Here is a 17171-nt window from a genome sequence, read left to right as displayed (position 1 = left end):
TTTAGTTTAAATGATTTATTTCGTTTGCGGATAATTCTCTAACACTGCTAGAAACTTTTATAGCTTTTAAAGGAGCAAATTGCTCTACATCTTTTCGGTAATACAAATCACCTAAAAACTGAAACTCTTTGTGTTTGTGAGTTTTTAAGTGTTTTAAGCTTTTAACTACTTCATCTTCGTTAATATTCCATTCTAAACTTAAGCGTTTTGCTGAAGGTTCTAAAAACGAAATGTAAAGTATTTCGGTAAAAGTGTGTTGTTGTTTTTTATTGAAGTCTACGGTTTCTTTAAGTAGTTTCCTTTTCCTTTTAAATGTATCCCTACTTGCTTTTATTTTTTGCTGTAATGCATCTGCTGATAAAAAACCATACACATTGTCTTGTTTTTTAAACATCTGGTTTAAATTAGACTCGTGGCACCAAATACATTTACCAGGCTTTCCTGCAGCTGTATGTTTACTATTGGCTACGTTTTTAAGTATTCCATTTTTGTTATAAATACCAAAACGTAACTGTCCGTTTTTAAGTAACTCAATAGTCTCCAATTCGTAAATAGTTTTTGAGATAGAATCTATTTCTTCAGATATCCAAAGTTGATTAAGGTCTTTTAAATCAGAAAAACTAATAATTCTATCCTGTAGTGCTACACTCGAGTTATTTACATATCCTTTTTGTGCATTAAGCTTGTATTTTGCTTTTAATTGCTCTAAAGTTTTTGGTGTACCCACAAGTGCATAATAATGTTCTGGACTTGCAAGTAGCAGTGTAATAAAGCGACCTAAATCCAACGTGTTGTTATTTTTGAAAGCTTCGGTTTGTTTAATTTTACTTATTAAAGTTTTAAAAACTGCTAATGCTTTATTATTAAAGCCAACGTAATCTGGATAAATAGTTATTATATTTCCAGAAACTTTAATGCTTTTGGAATTGCAAGGTGTATTTGATCCAACATACGATAAAGCCCATTGTAAGCCAATTACAGCTCTGTTTATAGAGTCATCTTGATGAGATTTATTCCATTTAAGTTTTAATTCCGAAGTGTTATCAATTTCAGAATATTCGCTTTTACAACAAATAAAAAGGCAAGAAAAAAGTATAAATGCTATTATTCTCATTGGCTTAATTTCATTATATTAAATGCAGCAAAAGCTTTTGTTTTCAACTTAAAAAGAGCTTTTAAATTGGGTTTGGTTTTTAGTTTTTCTTTACTGTAATTTACTTCGTTTACAATATATTTTATAGCATAATCATAAAATTTTGTCTTGTAAGTACGTGTAAAATCTATATCACGATCTGTAGAGGTTTCCCAATCTGGTTTTATGGTAATTTTTTGTTCAATCTCTGTATATAATGCAGTTCCTTTGATTGGATATGCTTTTGTAATTGTAAAATGAGTTGGATTAGCTTCTTTTAAATATGTAGTCGTTGCTTTTATATCGTTTAAGGTTTCTCCTGGATAACCAACCATTATAAAAGTACCAGTTTCTATACCTAATTTATTGGTGTTTTGTATGGCTTTTTTAACAACATTTACATCCACACGTCTGTCCATTGCATCAATTATTTTTTGCGATCCAGATTCTGCTCCAATCCAAATACGATAGCATCCTATTTTTTTTAAAAGCTCAAGTATTTCGTTGTTTAAACGTTCAGCTCTTGTAATACATTCAAAAGGAATACTAATGTTTTGCAAAATCATTTCTTGGTAAAACTCTTTTATCCACTTGTGGCTTACTGTAAAAACATCGTCTACAAACCAAATAGAATCTGGATTGTATTTAGTTTGTATAAGCTTTAATTCTTGCACAACTTGTTTAGCAGGTCTACGTCTGTAACTTTGTCCATAAACAGCAGTACTACACCATTTGCAAGTGTAAGGACAGCCACGTTGTGTACTAACTGTCATAGAGCTTTTTCCGTGGTGTGTTTTCCAGGTATCTAAATATTTGTCTATGGCTATTGCTTCTCTATTTGGTATAGGCAACTCTAGTAAACTCTTCATTTTTACTCTTGGAGCAGTTTTAAAAACAGCGTTGTTTTGCAAATAGGCAATACCAGAAATAGTGCTAAAATTGGTATTGTTAATTATGGCATTGTAAAGTTCTAAAGTGGTTTGCTCTCCTTCTCCAATTACTATAAAATCTATTCCTGTATTAAGGTAGTTTTCTAAATTGTAAGTAACATCTGGACCTCCTAATATAAGTTTTGGAAAACCATATTTGGCTTCAGTTTTTAATGCTTTTACTAATTTAATAACGTTTACTTTGGTCATTAAATTAGTGTAAATAGCTACCACTTTAGGTTGTTTTTCTTCAATAAACTTTAATTGTTCATTACTAGAATAAAACGTAGAGTCGTAGACATCGTTTTTTATACCTTGCTCATTTAAATAACCAGAAACGTATAGTAAACCAAGAGGAGCATATGGTTTCATTATTTTTTGCTCCTTATCATCTTCATTTAAAAAATAACTATGTGTTAAAACAATACTCATTTTAATTCCAATTCTATTAAATAGTGATCTGCGAATTTTGATAAAAAAGAAGCAGTAAAAATAGCATCTAAAGCTTTAAATATTGACAATAAAAAGGGTTTTGACGCAATTGAATGTTCAAGATACGAAGGAGGAATGCTTAATCCAACTGGTTTTACAGTATTTATCTTAAACTGTTTTTGCGCTAAAGCCTCAATTTGTTTTGGATTATAATACCACGTTTTAACCTCAGTTCCATTTACATTGGCTATTGCATAGCTTTTGGTTTGTCTTCTTTTAGCTTTTTTTAGCTGAAATTTTAAGCCGAAATATAGAAATTCCCAAATGCAATATTTAGGCATTATTACTAAAGTGATTTTGCTTTTTGGTTTTAATAGTTTAGCTGAAGTTTTAAAAAAAGTTTCAATTTGGGAAGTCGTTAAACAATTAAAACCTCCAAAATTTGAAAATATGTAGTCAAATTTAGTTTTAAATGAAGCTGTAGTTATTCTTGTTATATCTTGAGTAGCAAACTTAACATTGTGCTCGTTTTTTTTAGACTGTGCAACAGCAATCATTTGTTTAGATATATCTGTAGCAGTAACAATATGTCCAGATTTTGCGAAATTTAAAGCATCGAAACCAGTACCACAATTAAGTTCTAAAATATTAAGTGCTTTTTTAGGTTTAAAAACAGCGCTTAAATTGCGGTATACAACATTGCGTTGTGCTTGTCCTATTTTAGACAATGTAAAATCGAAATCGTAGGTTTTTGCAGCAACATCAAAATTATTAATCATTTGTGTTTTGCATTGTATTAAGCGTTATTTTGTCTAAAAATGAAGTTGGAATATAATAAGGTAATAAACCAATGGCTCTCCAATTTGTGGTTTTATTCGTACTAAAAATAGATTTTAAACTAGCAAAACCTTGACTTTTTCGATACTCTTTATGTACAAAACGATGTAGTTTTTTATAGTATTTAGAGTTAAAGGTTCCTTTAAACATCATGGCTAATTCATCGGAATCTGTCCAATTAGCTTTTAATTGTAAATCGTCTTTTACTTTGTCGTAAAATTTTGTTCCAGGAAGAGGATAGGAGACAGAGATTCCAATATTATCTGGAACCAACTCTTTAATCATTGCAATAGTTTTATTTATATCTTCCTTAGTCTCGTTTAAATAACCAAACTGAATAAAAAATGCAACTTTAATTTTTTTTGCTTTTAATAACTTTGTTGCTTTGTAAATCTGTTCTACTTTGGTTTCTTTATCCATAGCATCTAAAATGGTTTGCGAACCACTTTCTGCACCAACCCAAACTTCTTCCAAACCACTTTGCTCTAAAGCATCTATAGTGTCTTCTTTTAATAATAAATCTACACGACTTTGTATATAATAAGAGATGTTTAGTTGTTCTTTTTTTAATAAAAAATTAAAATTCTGAACCCAATTTGGTTTTAAACCAAAAATGTCGTCACACATCCAAAACCTATTTACATTATAAGTTTCGCTTAAAAATTTAATGTGCTTAGTTATATATTCTGGTGAGTGTGAATTGTATCTATTTCCATAAATTGGTTTTGCACACCAATTACATTTAAAAGGACAACCTCTTGTAGTTGCTATGTTTAATGTAAATTGTTTTCCGCCAGATTCCCAAATATTTTTATAAGATTTTATGTTTACCAAATCCCAAGCTGGCATTGGTAAAACATCTAAGTCTCTTAAAACAGCATGTTTTGGATTTTTTATTATTTCAGTTTTATTTTTAAAAACCAAACCTTTTATTTGTGAAGTATTTTGGTTGTTGGTTAAGGCATCAATAAGTTCTTTTAAAGAGATTTCTCCTTCACCTTGTATAATAAAATCTGCACCATTATCTAAATATTTTTCGTAGTGATCTGTAGAGTCTGAGCTACAAACAATAACCTTACAGTTTAATGCTTTTGCTATTTTAATCATTTTAAAAGCAGCTTCACGCATTGTGGTTAAACACATTTTTGTGAGGTAATTAAAACCATCGTCATAAACTACAAAGTATTTTGGTTTTTCTGTTTTTATTTTATACGAAACACTTTTGGGATTATCTATTAAATTAGTATCAAAAAGCGAAACAGCATAACCATTTTTTCTTAAATAAGAAGCAGCATAAAGTGTACCTAAAGGAGGAAAAGGTGTTTTGTTATTCCATTGCTTTTGGTCGAATTTATAGAAATAGGAATGAGAAAAAAGAATATCAATCATATTTTAAAGGTACTCTAAATTATACTTTTCTATTATATTATTATAAGACTCTTCTAAACTTAAAATCACTTTTTTCTGAAAGTTTTGAGGATGATGTTTAGATACGTTTTTGGTAGATTTCATTGCAATTTTAAAATCTTCTTTGCTTAAGTGTCCAAAACTTTTTTGCCATTTTTTTAACGTTAGTTTTCTAAAAAAATCGTCTAAAGTATTTCCTAAACTAGTGTTTAAAATGAACTCTAAAAATCTAGAAAGTAAAGGCTTTTTTATGTTTTTTATGGCTTCAAAATTCACTTTTTCAATGTTGGGAAACTGTTGCATTGTCCATTCATTATTTGTAATAAATTTACTAAAAGCTTCTTTGCCAAAAAAAGGGAGTAAGGTTACAATTTCGGTAGCAGTAAACCTATTACGTTCTACAATACTTAATTGGTTACTTCCTATAAAATAATTTACACAGAAGTACTTTTTAGAGTTAAGTAGAAAAACTTTCTTGTATAAAATTAGAAGTGTTCTAGCAATCCAAAGTCGATTTGGTTTGGTAATTATAAAAAAATCGAAGTCACCATCAACATCATCATAGTAACCTTTGGATAATGCTCCAGAAATACTAACACTTTCTACGTAGGGAAAATTAGCAATAAAACCACTTACTTTTTTAGCTTTAGGTAAAATAGCTTTTGCTTTTTGGTTGCCTATCTCTCTTCTGTTTACTAGGTGTTTATCGTTTTTTATAGAAAAATAAGAGCCAAATTGAAAAATAACGTTTTTGTTTAATAAGTAGTTTATTTGTTTACTTACGTCTTCAATAGAATTAATTTCCGAATATCTATAAATTTCTTCTTTAGTTATTGGATAATTAAAAATTGAAAAATAAAGTAATGTTTTAAGGACAGGCAATTTTATTTTTTTTGTTAATTTAACTAATAATTTCTCATAATTCTTAAAGACGACTGTTTTTTTTCTTTTTTTATCTAAATTTTTAAAAATTATCAGGTAAATCTATCCTAACTTTATGATCTTGAAGTAATGGTAAATAATCAATATGTGAAAAATCTTGATGATCAAATTCAAACTGACGTTGTTTTTTTGTTTCCATACGTTTTAAAGCTTTTAAAAAACGTTTGACTTCATTTTTGTCATTTAAAATTAGACCAGGTACAGGTGTGGATTTACCACTTGCGTCTTTTGCAACCATTGTAAAGTAAGACGAGTTACAATGTTTTATAACTCCTGTTTGTATGTTTTCTGCAATAACACGAATACCAACAACCATTGATGTGTTTCCAACAAAATTTACAGACGCTTTCATGGTTACTAACTCTCCAACTTCAATTGGATTTAAAAAATCTACAGTATCCACACTAGCAGTAACACAATAGGCTTTTGAGTGTTTAGAAGCGCAAGCAAACGCAATTTGATCCATTAAATTTAGGATGTATCCACCATGTATTTTTCCACTAAAATTGGAGTGTGATGGCAGCATTAATTCTGAAATACTAATGCGTGAAGCGTCTACTTTTTTGTAATTTTTCATAATTAATAATTAGATCGTCGATCTTTGTCTTCTTCTACTTTAGTAATAAAATATTTAGTGTCACCTAACCAGAAAAAGGTTTTGTAGCGTTCAAAATACGTTAATTTTACAAATTTACCTTGCAAACGGTTTAGATCTTTAATAACCTGTGTCTCTTTATCTTCTACTGAAAATTTAAAAAGTTGAGCCTCAGACACACCTTGACTAACTTCGCCTTCCCAAGTTTTAAACATGACACCTTTGCTACTAAACTTAACAAGCTCACCAGCTCTTACACCTTCACTATAAGTTGCAAAATAGATAAAGCTGAAGTATGCAGCTATTATTAATATAATTACAATTAAGGTTTTTACTAAAAATTTTATCATAATATCTTTGGGTTAATCGTCAGATTCGGCACGTTTAATAAAAGCTTCTGGTAAAGATTTTTTAGCTTTTGCACCAAGTTTTTTAATTTTTTCTACACTTCTAATTAGGTTTCCGCGTCCATCAACAAGCTTGTTCATTGCAGCAGAATAATCTTTTTTGGCATCGTCAATTTTCTTTCCAACACCAGTTAAGTCAGATACTAATCCTTCAAATTTATCATATAAAGCACCTGCTTGTCTTGCAATTTCAATAGCGTTTTGTTGTTGTTTCTCATTATTCCACATGCTATCAACAGTACGTAATGTAGCCAATAGGGTAGAAGGTGTTACAATAACAATATTTTTTTCAAAAGCTTTATTGTATAACGTATTATCTGCGTTTATAGCAACTGCAAAAGCAGGCTCGATAGGAATAAAAAGTAAGACAAAATCAGGAGATTCAATATCATATAAATCTTCATATTTTTTGTCAGACAGTTGGTCTACGTGTTTTTTAATCGAGTTTAAGTGTGCTTTTAAATAAGTCTCACGTTCTTGATCTTCGGCATTAACATAGCGTTCATAATCTGTTAAAGACACTTTACTGTCAATAATCATTTTTTTGTTTCCTGGTAAGTGTAATACAATATCTGGTAATACTCTAGAGCCATCTTCTCTGGTAAAGTTTTGTTGTACAAAATACTCTCTGTCTTTTTCCAAACCAGACTTTTCAAGCACACGTTCTAGGACTAATTCTCCCCAATTACCTTGCATTTTACTGTCACCTTTTAAAGCTCTAGTTAGGTTGGTTGCTTCTTTAGTCATTTGTTGATTTAAGTCTTTTAAACCTAACAATTGCTCTTTTAAAGCACTGTGCATGCTGATACTTTCTTTTTGAGTATCGTCAACTTTTTTCTCAAAAACCATAATTTTTTCCTGTAAAGGATTTAAAATGTTTTTGATGTTTTCTTTATTTTGAAGTGTAAACTTTTCGCTTTTTTCGTCTAATATTTTAGTAGCTAATAGCTCAAAATCTTTACGTAATTGTTCTTGTCTAATTTCAAGTTCCTCATCACGTTTTATATTAAGTTGTTGTAGATTTTCAAACTCGGTATTTTTTCTAGCTAATTCTTGACTTAAAAAATCTTTTTCGCGTCTAATAGACTCTCTGTCAGTTTCGATTTTAGAAATCGTATCACGTAAATCTCCTAATTGTGTATTAAAACTAGAGGTTTGTTTTTCGTTTTCAGTAGTATGGTAGTGTTTTAAGTCATTTAATTGCTGTTGTAGGTTATTGTTACGCTCTTCTAAGGTGCTTTTTTCGCTTTTACTTTTTAGTTTAGTAAAAAGCATACCTAAATAACCACCGATAGTGGCAGCAATTAATATAGCAATAATAAGGATGATGTTGTCGTTCATTTTAATTAACAAAGAATTTGTGTAAAGATAGTTAATTTGTCTCTCAGTGAGAAGTTAGTATTTTTATAAATTGAATACTTAATTTAGTTACTACTGAAAGTAATTAATAGTTAGTTTATGAGGTATTAAAATAGACTTTTAAAATGCTAAATTTGATACGTCATACTGAAACAAGTTCAGTATGACGTATGTTTGGTGATTTTTACTACTGATTCATATTTTAGTAGTATAATTTAACTGAAGAAAACACAAAACACTCAATAAAGATGAGATACTGAAACGAGTTCAGTATGACGTGGTTTATGATTTTTAATTTAAATTTAAATGAAGTTGATTCAATAAAAGGGAATTTATAAAAGCCTTAATTAATGTGTGATACTGAAACAAGTTCAGTATGACGTATGTTTGTTTGTTATTTGAATTTTAAAAGTATTAGGTAAAATTACTTTTTAACTCTAAAACTACCTGTGTTTGGGTCAAAAACAATCATATCTTCTGGAAAAAGGTTAGAAAATGCACCTTTTTCAATTAAATGACAAGGTGAGTCACTAACAATAGAATTATTTGACATGACAATCATACTATCGCATAATTGGATGGCTAAATCTATTTCGTGAGATGAAAACAAGATGGTTTTACCGGTTTCTTTGGTTATTTTTTGAAGTAGTTTTAAGATGTACACCTTGTGGTACATGTCTAAATGTGACGTTGGTTCGTCTAGAATAATTAAATCGGTATCTTGTGCTAAAGCACGTGCTATCATTACTTTTTGTAGTTGACCATCACTAAGCTCGAAACATTTTTTATGTTTTAAATCTGAAATATTTGTCTGACTGATAGCTTTATTAATAATACTTAAATCAGCTTCGGTTATTGTGCCAACCCAATTGGTGTAAGGTTGTCTTCCTAAGGCAATCAATTCAAAAACGGTTAAATTTTTTGCTGTTAAAGTTTCGGTTAAAACCAAACTTAGCGTTTTTGCTAGTTCTAAATTACTGTAATTTTCTAAAGTTTTTTGGTTAATGCTAATATTTCCCTGTAAAGGGTTTTGAACTTTGGTTAGTGTTTTTAATAATGTAGATTTCCCGATTCCGTTACCACCAACTAAGCCTATTAATTCGCCTTTGTTTAAGGCTAAATTAATATTGGAGGCAACTGTAATAGTTTCTTTTTTAGAGGTGTATCCAATGTGTAGATTTTCGGTTTTTAGGATGGTATGTTTTAAAGAGGTTTTCATAATATTAAAACACCATTTTACGTTGTCTAACTAATAACCAAACCACAACTGGTGCACCTATCAATGAGGTGATGGCATTGATTGGTAATAAATAGTCTGTGTTTGGTAATTGTGCAATGCTGTCGCAAATTAACATGATTATTGCACCAAATAAAAAAACTGCAGGTAATAATATTTTATGGTTTGAAGTATTAAATACTTGTCTTGTTATATGCGGAATGGCTAAACCTATAAATGCAATTGGTCCTGCAAATGCAGTTATTGTACCTGCTAATAAACTTGTTGCAATAACAATTATTAAGCGACTTTTTTTGATGTTTAATCCTAAGCTTTTTGCATAGTTTTGACCTAATAATAAGGTGTTTAGCCCTTTAATGGATGCTATGCTAAAAAGGATGCCAAAAGTATAAATAAGTGAAAATATTTTGACTTCGGTCCAATCTAAATCTCCTAAACTACCAAATCCCCAAAAAATGTATTGCTGCAATTGTTCTGCACTACTAAAGTAGGATAGTACGCTAACTATGGCAGACGTAATGCTACCAAACATTAATCCAATAATTAAAATAGCCATTGTGTCTCTAACTTTTGAAGAGACTATTAAGACTAATAGTAAGACTAAAAAACTACCTATGCTTGCTGCAATAACTAAACTCCATTTTGATAATAGAAATGTGGCTAGAAATCCGCCAAAAATACCACTACCTAAAATAACTAAAGCGACACCAAGACTGGCTCCTGAGGTTATACCTAAAACAAAAGGTCCAGCTAAAGGGTTTTTGAATAATGTTTGCATTAATAAACCAGAAACACCTAAGCCAGAACCTACTAAAATAGCTGTGATGGCTTTTGGTAAACGGTAATTTTGTATGATGTATTCTTTACTACTATAGTCTGAAGAATCCACCAAAAAACTATCTATTATAGTGTTAAAACTAATGGATATAGAGCCTAAACTGATGTTTACACAGCACAAGACAACCAATAGTATTATTAAAATTATAAAGCTATATTGATAGTTGTTTTTCAATAGTTTAGTATTTGACTTAGGGTAGAATATTGTTTAAATATTAGGGATTGTATTTGTATTACTTTAGTTGTTTAAAGAAAAACGGTTGGTAATATGGTAATAGCTCTGGATGACTAATTTTAATAATATCTTTTAATACCAAATCAGGTCTTGCTAAACCAAGCTCATAATACAAAACACCTCCAGTTTTACCTGTAGTATTAGAAAATGTATATATGGCATTATTTTTAAAAGCATCAAATTGTGTGTAATGTGTGTTGGCTTCTTTTAAAGCTTCCTTAGTTGGGTAATAAGATGGACTTAACCAAAGGTTTGCACTTTTTGCTTTTTCAAAGACGGTTTCGAAGCTTAAAGCTAAACTTCCTTTACCAGTTGTGTCAGCATATAAATAGTCCACATTAGCATCTTTTAAAAATTGAGCTTCAGTACTCGTTCCGTTTGGAAGGTACCATACATCTTTGTGCATTGCTCCACTTATTACTGTTGGTCTGTTTTTAACCGTTTGTGCTAGTTTTTTTGCTGCTTTGTAATCCGTTTCTATGGTTTTAAAAATAGAATCGGCTTGCTTTGTTTTATTATATAACGCACCAAAAAACTTAATCCATTCAGCTTTAGCTAAAGGAGATTTTTCTACCCAATCACCATTGTAAACTACAGGTATATTGGCTTTACTGACTGTATTTAAAGATTTGCTAGAACCGTCTATACCAAATCCAACAACAAGATTAGGATTTAGATCTAGAAGTACTTCTGTATTTAAACCTTCATTTTTTCCTAGCTCTCTAACCTTACCATTATCTATAAGTTGTCTTGTTTTTTGAGATGAGACATAATCTGTGCCAGGAAAACCAATCAAACTTTCTTCTTCATTTAACAACTCCAATGCAGGAATATGTGTTGTTGATGTCACTACAATACGTTTGACAGGAGTTATGATAATGCCATCATATTCACCTTTCATAAAAGATCTTTTTGCAGCTTCTTCTTTAGATATTAATACATACTTATAGGTTTTGTCTGCATTTGGCCAAGGGTTATTAATTTTTAAAACTTTAAAACCACTGACCTCTTCAACACTAAAACCTTCAGCATAAGTAATACTATTTGTTGATTTTTCAAGAAGAGGTAGTTTTCGGATAATACCTTTATCTTCTTTACAATTAAATAGTAAAAATGAAGATATAATCAGTAATAAATAGACTTTGTTTTGTAACATAGGTAACACTTTAGCGGAATTGTTTCCTTTAAATTTATATAAAATTTTAGTTATGAGAGATGGTTCAAATTTAACAATATATATAGTAAGAGGTGTGATTATTGTTCATTTTTTAATTGGCTTTGTTTATTTGATTTATAAAATGAACAAAAAAAAGTAGTCACAAATTAATATTTAATAGTACTTTCGCAATCGAATTTAGGTTTCATTCAGTTTTATTGAATGGATTAAAAGGGAATCTGGTTAAAATCCAGAACTGTTCCCGCAACTGTAAGCTATAACGCTTGTTATTACACTTCATGTCACTGTCATTAAGATGGGAAGACCAATAACAAGACGCAAGTCAGGAGACCTGCCAAATTTGTCATCTAATACAATCTTCGGGAGAAAGATTTTTAAGATTTATGAAACAGAATATTGTAGTATTTTTTGCTGTATGTTATTGCGTGTTGTCCTTTGGACAAACACCAACGGACTCTATTCAATTTTTAGATGAAATTGAGTTGAGTGATGTTAAATTGAAACGTAATGCTGCTGGATTTAAAGTCACCGTTTTAAACGATTCTGTATTAAACAAAAACACATCTACTTTTACAGATTTATTACGCTTTAATTCTAATATTTACTTTAAAGAAAACGGTTTTGGGATGGTGTCTTCTCCATCATTTAGAGGGACAAATGCCTCACAAACTGCTGTCATCTGGAATGGAATAAATATAAACTCGCAATTAAACGGTCAAACTGATTTTAATACTATAAATACAAATAACGTTAATCAAGTTGTAATTAGAAACGGAGGCGGTAGTGTACAATATGGAAGTGGAGCAATAGGAGGCAGTGTACATTTGGATAATAATTTAAATTTCAGTAAACATTTAAATAGTAATGTAAAACTAAACTATGGGAGTTTTGAAAGTAAGAATATCAGTTTAGTTACGGATTATGGACAGGATGATTTTGCTTTTAATTTAGGAGTAAATTATATTGATTCTGAGAATGACTTTAAATATTTAAACTCTGATCAAGTGAATGAAAATGGGGCATTTAATAATTTAAGTCTTAATGTTAATTTGGGGTATTTTATTTCTGAAAAAGATGTAATTAAATTATATCATCAGTCTTTTATTGGTAACCGTAATTTTTCTGGTACAATTGCAACACCATCAAAAAGTAAATATGAAGATATAAATTCTAGGTCTTTGTTAGAATGGGTTAGAACTAACCAATACTATAAATCTAATTTTAAAGTAGCCTATTTAAAGGAGTATTTTGAATATTATCAAAACAAAAATTCTGAGTTTTTTACTTTTGGAAAAGTTAATACTTTTCTAGTTAAGCATAATTTTAATTATAAAATATCTAGGCAGTTAAACGTTACAAGTATCTTAGATTACAATGTTATTAAAGGAGAAGGTAGTAGTTTTAGTAATCCTGATAGGTCTATATTTTCAGCAATTGGTTTGATTCAATATAAGCCAAACTCTAATTTAAACTTAGGTTTTAATGTAAGACAGGATGTAAATTCGGATTTTAAAAGTCCATTATTGTTTTCAATGGATGCATTAATAGGTATTACAGAGAATTATAAGATTAAAATTAATGGATCTAAGAACTTCAGAATTCCGACATTTAACGATTTATTTTGGCAGCCTGGAGGAAATCTTGATTTAGTACCAGAATCTTCTTATCAATTTGACTTAGGTCATGTTTTAGACTTTAATTGGTTGCAAATACAGTTGAATACCTACTATATAAGGTCGCAAGATTTGATACAATGGAAACCAAATATCTCTGGTTTTTGGTCACCTCAAAATATAGCTGAAGCCCATAGTTATGGAGCCGAAGTTGGTTTGACTATTAATAAAAAATATGATAATCACCAATTAACGTTTAGCTCAAATTATTCTTACACAGTATCAGAAAATTTAGAAACAAACAAGCAATTAATTTATGTACCTTTTCATAAGGCTAATGTGACATTAGCTTATGGGTTTAAACGGTTAAGTGCTTACTATCAGCATGTTTTTAATGGAGACGTCTTTACAACTTCCGATAATTTAAAAGGTCCATTTTATAGTTTACAATCTTATAATGTAGCCAACTTAGGCGTTAATTATAAAGTATTACAACATTCTAATCATGAATTAGAGTTGGGATTAAAAGTAAATAATCTATTTAATAAACTATATCAAAACGTAGCATTTAGACCAATGCCAAATAGAAATTTTAATATTCAATTACACTATAAATTTTAAATCAAATTATGAAAAAAATCATTTACTCAATTGTAACCTTATCATTATTAGTATTTTCTTGTTCTAATGATGACGATGCGTTTACACAACCAGAACCTTTAGGAGCTTATGAAAACGGAATTTTTGTAAGTGCAGAAGGTGGACCATCTTCAATTTCTTACATATCAAATGATTTTTCTGTAACAGAAAATCAAGTCTATTTTAATGTTAATAATGAAAACTTAGGCGTGTATTTACAATCTGTAGGTTTTAATGGAGATAAGGCTTATATCGTTGTTGATGCAGGAACAATCACAGTTGTTAATCGTTATACTTTTGAAAAATTAGGAACGATAGACACTGGTTTAACGTTACCACGATATATTGCTTTTGATGGTGATACTGCTTACGTGTCTGATTGGGCTGATCCAAATGATACTACAGATGATTACATTGCTGTAGTAGATTTGAATGCTAATACTGTAACATCTACCATAGCTGTAGCTGAAGGTCCAGAGCAGGTTTTGGTAAATGAAGATAAAGTATACGTATCCCATAAAGGAGGTTATAATGTTAATAATGTTATATCTGTGATTAATACATTAGATAGTAGTCTTGAAACTATAACAGTTAACGATGCGCCTGATGAGTTGTTTATTGATAATCAAGGACATTTAACAGTGTTGAGTTCTGGAGTAAATGAATATTGGTTAACACCTCCAGTTGAAACATTAGCATCAATTACAAGAATTGATTTAAATGATAATTCTATAATATCTAACATAGAATTTCCTGAAGGACAACATCCAGGTTTAATGACTTACAATGATGGTAATACTTATTACATCTTAAATAATGGTTTGTATAGTTTGTCAGATACTGAGACTAGTCTGCCGACAACAACTTTGTTTGACATTACTGCTACTAGTGCTTATGGAATGGCAGTAAAAAATAATTTGCTATATGTAACAGATGCAGGAAACTTTTCAGGAAATAGTACTTTAAAAGTATATGATTTGTCTTCTGGATCAGAAACCAATAGTTTTGACGTTGGAGTCATTGCTTCTAAAGTGTACTTCAACTAAGATTTAGTTAATTACTCTAACGCATAAAAAGCCTCTAAATTATTTAGAGGCTTTTTTATGCGTTATATTTTAGGAAAGTGTTAAGGTATTAAATCACAATACCACACACCATAAGTTTCGGCATCACTTTTACAGACATCATTATCATCGGTTTTAGGTGCTTTGTATTCGCGATATACTTTTTCTCCGATTGTAAACGGTATCGGATTTTTAAAGATTGGACCATCAAAACAAAACGTATGGAACTCGCCATTTTCTCCACAAGGATCGACTCCTTCAGGAAGATTATCTATAAAGTTTTCATCTATAATAGTACCAACAAAATCTTGGTCAAAATATTTAGAATTTGCACAAACAACAATAGTTTTAAATCCAAGTTTTAAAAATTGAGTCAACAGTTGTTTAGTGTCTTTTTTCCATAACGGAAAAATAGCTTTAACGTCTAAAGTCACTAATTGGTTTGTACGATAGGCTTTTAAATCTTCAAGAAAAATATCGCCAAATGCACTATGTGTAAATCCTTGATTTTTTAAACTAGTCACACTGTCTTGCATGATTTGGTTATAGAGTTCCATGGATGGTTGTTCTGGCAACTGTATAAAACTAGCTTTAATATTTAAAGCTTGGGTTTGTGCTACTAGTAACTCTTGTCTTAAACCATGCATTGTGACACGATTGTAATGCGAGTTTATGGTAGTCACCAATTGGTTGACGCTATAATTGTTGTCGTTTAATAAATAATATAATGCTAAAGCAGAATCTTTTCCTGTACTCCAGTTAAAATAGGTTTTGTGTTTCAATAGCATTGGTTATTTAAAAATGTTAGGCATATCATTAGTATCGATATACATATTATCTTTAAGTATTGTTTTAGAATTAGAACTTTCAATAATTTTAAATTTAGCTTCATTTTGTGTGTTACTAAATCTTCCATTACCTGTTAAATGTTGAATAGCTCTAGCTAAAAGTGGTTCGTCTTGTTGTCCTAAAACTCCATAATTAGAAATGGTTTCTTCTAATTCAATAGTTGGTGTTAGCCCAGCTTCATATTCATAAAAACCATTAGCATTTTCATTTTTACCAACTAAAGGTTGCATAGCCCAAGTATGATTAGGGTTTATATTTGATGTGCAAGAGTAAGCGCAATCTGGACTATCATATAATGTTATTGAAAATTCGTTTTTACCACGAGTTGTGCCTCCAATATGTACAACATTAATATATGGGTTTAAACCGTTAATTACCAATTCGCTAGCTGAAGCACTACTGCCTTTAGCTAAAATGTAAACTTTATCCAGGTTAAGTGTATTAATAGCAGTTCCGTCTGATAATTGGTTAACAAAGTTTCTGGTAACATCTTCTTCGCTTAATGCAGCTTGTATTTTATTATTCCAGCGTTGTTTTAAAAACAAATCCGAGGTGTCTTGACCAGCTATCATACTTGATAAGTTAATCGCAGAGGCAACACTTCCTCCTGGATTATAACGTAAATCAAGAACTAGTTCTTGTACACCTTCGGCTACAAATTGTCCAAAAACAGTGTTAAGTTGTTGGTCAAAATTACTTGTAAAACGATTGTACATTAAATAACCAACTTTAATACCATCTACAGTAAAGGTGTTGCTAATTAATATTGGATTTTCTTCATACACTTGTTTGGTCAGTGTAATTGTTTCGCCTGTTAAAACAAAATTGTCATTAGTATCCATTTCGGCAAGACCAATTGTATAGGTGTCGTTGTCAGAAAATAATATGCTACCAAAATTGTTTTCATTTAATTGTACACCATCAACAGTTAAAAATACATTACCACGTTGTACACCATTAGAACTAGCACTTGTGTTTGGTAACACGTAATTAACAACTCCAAACACATCAGTTTCGGAAGCGTCAACGAAACCTAAACTAAATTCCATTCCGTTGCTTTTTGATACACCATTTAAAGCATCATTTAGTTCAAAATAATTGTCAACAATCCAGCTAAAACGGTCTTCATCGGATAAAAGGTTATAAAACAAATCATCAGGAGCATCAAAGCTATTTAAATAGGCTGTGTAATCTTCAGAGTTAGAAAATCTATTATCAGCTAAATCTGTAACTTGATCTTGCCAAAAGTACCAAAGGTTTAATCCTTTCCATACAAAATCTTTAATATCGACATCAGCAATAGTATTATCATCCTGATCTTCAAAACACGCTGTAAAACTAATGGATAGTAGTAATAGCAAGGCATATGCCCAAGTTTTTTTCATAGTCATAATTTAAATTTATCTTTATAAATGTACTTACTTTATTTTATATTGAAAATAAATTGTAACAAATTTAATAATGGCTCGTCATAATAGAA

The 17171-nt window shown here is 30.2% G+C and carries 15 protein-coding genes and 1 riboswitch; of the genes, 2 read left to right on the top strand and 13 right to left on the bottom strand.

What is annotated here, in order from left to right:
* Position 1: 1 nt before the first annotated feature.
* The 11 genes from ITB9_RS05385 to ITB9_RS05335 form a co-directional block, all read right to left on the bottom strand.
* Positions 2-1114: a hypothetical protein gene (locus tag ITB9_RS05385; protein WP_054851445.1), complete on the bottom strand. Its 1113-nt coding sequence runs from the start codon at positions 1112-1114 to the stop codon at positions 2-4.
* Positions 1111-2493, bottom strand: coding sequence for a B12-binding domain-containing radical SAM protein (locus ITB9_RS05380; protein ID WP_054851444.1), 1383 nt, complete (start codon positions 2491-2493; stop codon positions 1111-1113). Before ITB9_RS05380 ends, ITB9_RS05385 begins: the two co-directional genes overlap by 4 nt.
* The gene (locus ITB9_RS05375) at positions 2490-3272 is read right to left on the bottom strand and encodes a class I SAM-dependent methyltransferase (protein WP_054851443.1); all 783 of its coding nucleotides are present in this window, start codon (positions 3270-3272) and stop codon (positions 2490-2492) included. The genes ITB9_RS05380 and ITB9_RS05375 overlap by 4 nt, the downstream gene beginning before the upstream one ends.
* Positions 3265-4719, bottom strand: a complete 1455-nt coding sequence (locus tag ITB9_RS05370; RefSeq protein ID WP_054851442.1) for a radical SAM protein — start codon at positions 4717-4719, stop codon at positions 3265-3267. The genes ITB9_RS05375 and ITB9_RS05370 overlap by 8 nt, the downstream gene beginning before the upstream one ends.
* Positions 4720-4722: 3 nt before the next feature.
* Positions 4723-5619 (bottom strand): hypothetical protein, encoded by an 897-nt coding sequence (locus ITB9_RS05365; RefSeq protein WP_054851441.1) that lies wholly within the window; start codon positions 5617-5619, stop codon positions 4723-4725.
* 82 nt (positions 5620-5701) lie between these two features.
* A complete protein-coding gene (locus ITB9_RS05360) occupies positions 5702-6256 on the bottom strand; it encodes an acyl-CoA thioesterase (protein WP_054851440.1) in 555 nt (184 codons plus the stop codon).
* Positions 6257-6258: 2 nt separating this feature from the next.
* Complete coding sequence (locus ITB9_RS05355; RefSeq protein WP_054851439.1) at positions 6259-6624, bottom strand: hypothetical protein; 366 nt, start codon at positions 6622-6624, stop codon at positions 6259-6261.
* Between the two features lie 12 nt (positions 6625-6636).
* The gene (locus tag ITB9_RS05350) at positions 6637-8022 is read right to left on the bottom strand and encodes a DNA recombination protein RmuC (protein WP_028291239.1); all 1386 of its coding nucleotides are present in this window, start codon (positions 8020-8022) and stop codon (positions 6637-6639) included.
* Between the two features lie 442 nt (positions 8023-8464).
* Complete coding sequence (locus ITB9_RS05345) at positions 8465-9259, bottom strand: ABC transporter ATP-binding protein (protein WP_054851438.1); 795 nt, start codon at positions 9257-9259, stop codon at positions 8465-8467.
* Between the two features lie 4 nt (positions 9260-9263).
* Positions 9264-10289, bottom strand: a complete 1026-nt coding sequence (locus ITB9_RS05340) for an iron ABC transporter permease (RefSeq protein ID WP_054851437.1) — start codon at positions 10287-10289, stop codon at positions 9264-9266.
* A 58-nt stretch (positions 10290-10347) separates the two neighbouring features.
* Entirely contained in the window at positions 10348-11505 is a 1158-nt protein-coding gene (locus tag ITB9_RS05335; RefSeq protein WP_054851513.1) for an ABC transporter substrate-binding protein, read from the bottom strand.
* Positions 11506-11688: 183 nt separating this feature from the next.
* Positions 11689-11880, top strand: a riboswitch (cobalamin riboswitch).
* Positions 11881-11909: 29 nt separating this feature from the next.
* Between ITB9_RS05335 and ITB9_RS05330 the strand changes: the two genes are divergently transcribed.
* Both ITB9_RS05330 and ITB9_RS05325 read left to right on the top strand, forming a co-directional pair.
* Positions 11910-13760, top strand: coding sequence for a TonB-dependent siderophore receptor (locus ITB9_RS05330; protein WP_054851436.1), 1851 nt, complete (start codon positions 11910-11912; stop codon positions 13758-13760).
* Between the two features lie 8 nt (positions 13761-13768).
* Positions 13769-14824 carry a YncE family protein gene (locus ITB9_RS05325; RefSeq protein ID WP_054851435.1) on the top strand — a complete coding sequence of 352 codons (1056 nt, stop codon included), beginning with the start codon at positions 13769-13771 and terminating at the stop codon, positions 14822-14824.
* 80 nt (positions 14825-14904) lie between these two features.
* Here ITB9_RS05325 and ITB9_RS05320 read toward each other — a convergent pair whose 3' ends face one another.
* Both ITB9_RS05320 and ITB9_RS05315 read right to left on the bottom strand, forming a co-directional pair.
* Positions 14905-15630, bottom strand: a complete 726-nt coding sequence (locus ITB9_RS05320; RefSeq protein WP_054851434.1) for an ATP-binding protein — start codon at positions 15628-15630, stop codon at positions 14905-14907.
* A 3-nt stretch (positions 15631-15633) separates the two neighbouring features.
* A complete protein-coding gene (locus ITB9_RS05315) occupies positions 15634-17082 on the bottom strand; it encodes a S41 family peptidase (protein WP_261975561.1) in 1449 nt (482 codons plus the stop codon).
* Positions 17083-17171: the final 89 nt, after the last annotated feature.

Source organism: Olleya sp. ITB9, from assembly GCF_001315805.1.
GTDB lineage: Bacteria > Bacteroidota > Bacteroidia > Flavobacteriales > Flavobacteriaceae > Olleya > Olleya sediminilitoris.
The sequence above is the reverse complement of the archived record's forward strand: the minus strand, read 5'-3'. Positions and strand labels throughout refer to the sequence as shown.

What these genes read in the sequence shown, in the direction of transcription:
- ITB9_RS05385 (WP_054851445.1), bottom strand. Translation starts at nt 1,114, where the DNA reads ATGAGAATAATAGCATTTATACTTTTTTCTTGCCTTTTTATTTGTTGT.
- ITB9_RS05380 (WP_054851444.1), bottom strand. Translation starts at nt 2,493, where the DNA reads ATGAGTATTGTTTTAACACATAGTTATTTTTTAAATGAAGATGATAAG.
- ITB9_RS05375 (WP_054851443.1), bottom strand. Translation starts at nt 3,272, where the DNA reads ATGATTAATAATTTTGATGTTGCTGCAAAAACCTACGATTTCGATTTT.
- ITB9_RS05370 (WP_054851442.1), bottom strand. Translation starts at nt 4,719, where the DNA reads ATGATTGATATTCTTTTTTCTCATTCCTATTTCTATAAATTCGACCAA.
- ITB9_RS05360 (WP_054851440.1), bottom strand. Translation starts at nt 6,256, where the DNA reads ATGAAAAATTACAAAAAAGTAGACGCTTCACGCATTAGTATTTCAGAA.
- ITB9_RS05355 (WP_054851439.1), bottom strand. Translation starts at nt 6,624, where the DNA reads ATGATAAAATTTTTAGTAAAAACCTTAATTGTAATTATATTAATAATA.
- ITB9_RS05350 (WP_028291239.1), bottom strand. Translation starts at nt 8,022, where the DNA reads ATGAACGACAACATCATCCTTATTATTGCTATATTAATTGCTGCCACT.
- ITB9_RS05345 (WP_054851438.1), bottom strand. Translation starts at nt 9,259, where the DNA reads ATGAAAACCTCTTTAAAACATACCATCCTAAAAACCGAAAATCTACAC.
- ITB9_RS05335 (WP_054851513.1), bottom strand. Translation starts at nt 11,505, where the DNA reads ATGTTACAAAACAAAGTCTATTTATTACTGATTATATCTTCATTTTTA.
- ITB9_RS05330 (WP_054851436.1), top strand. Translation starts at nt 11,910, where the DNA reads ATGAAACAGAATATTGTAGTATTTTTTGCTGTATGTTATTGCGTGTTG.
- ITB9_RS05325 (WP_054851435.1), top strand. Translation starts at nt 13,769, where the DNA reads ATGAAAAAAATCATTTACTCAATTGTAACCTTATCATTATTAGTATTT.
- ITB9_RS05320 (WP_054851434.1), bottom strand. Translation starts at nt 15,630, where the DNA reads ATGCTATTGAAACACAAAACCTATTTTAACTGGAGTACAGGAAAAGAT.
- ITB9_RS05315 (WP_261975561.1), bottom strand. Translation starts at nt 17,082, where the DNA reads ATGACTATGAAAAAAACTTGGGCATATGCCTTGCTATTACTACTATCC.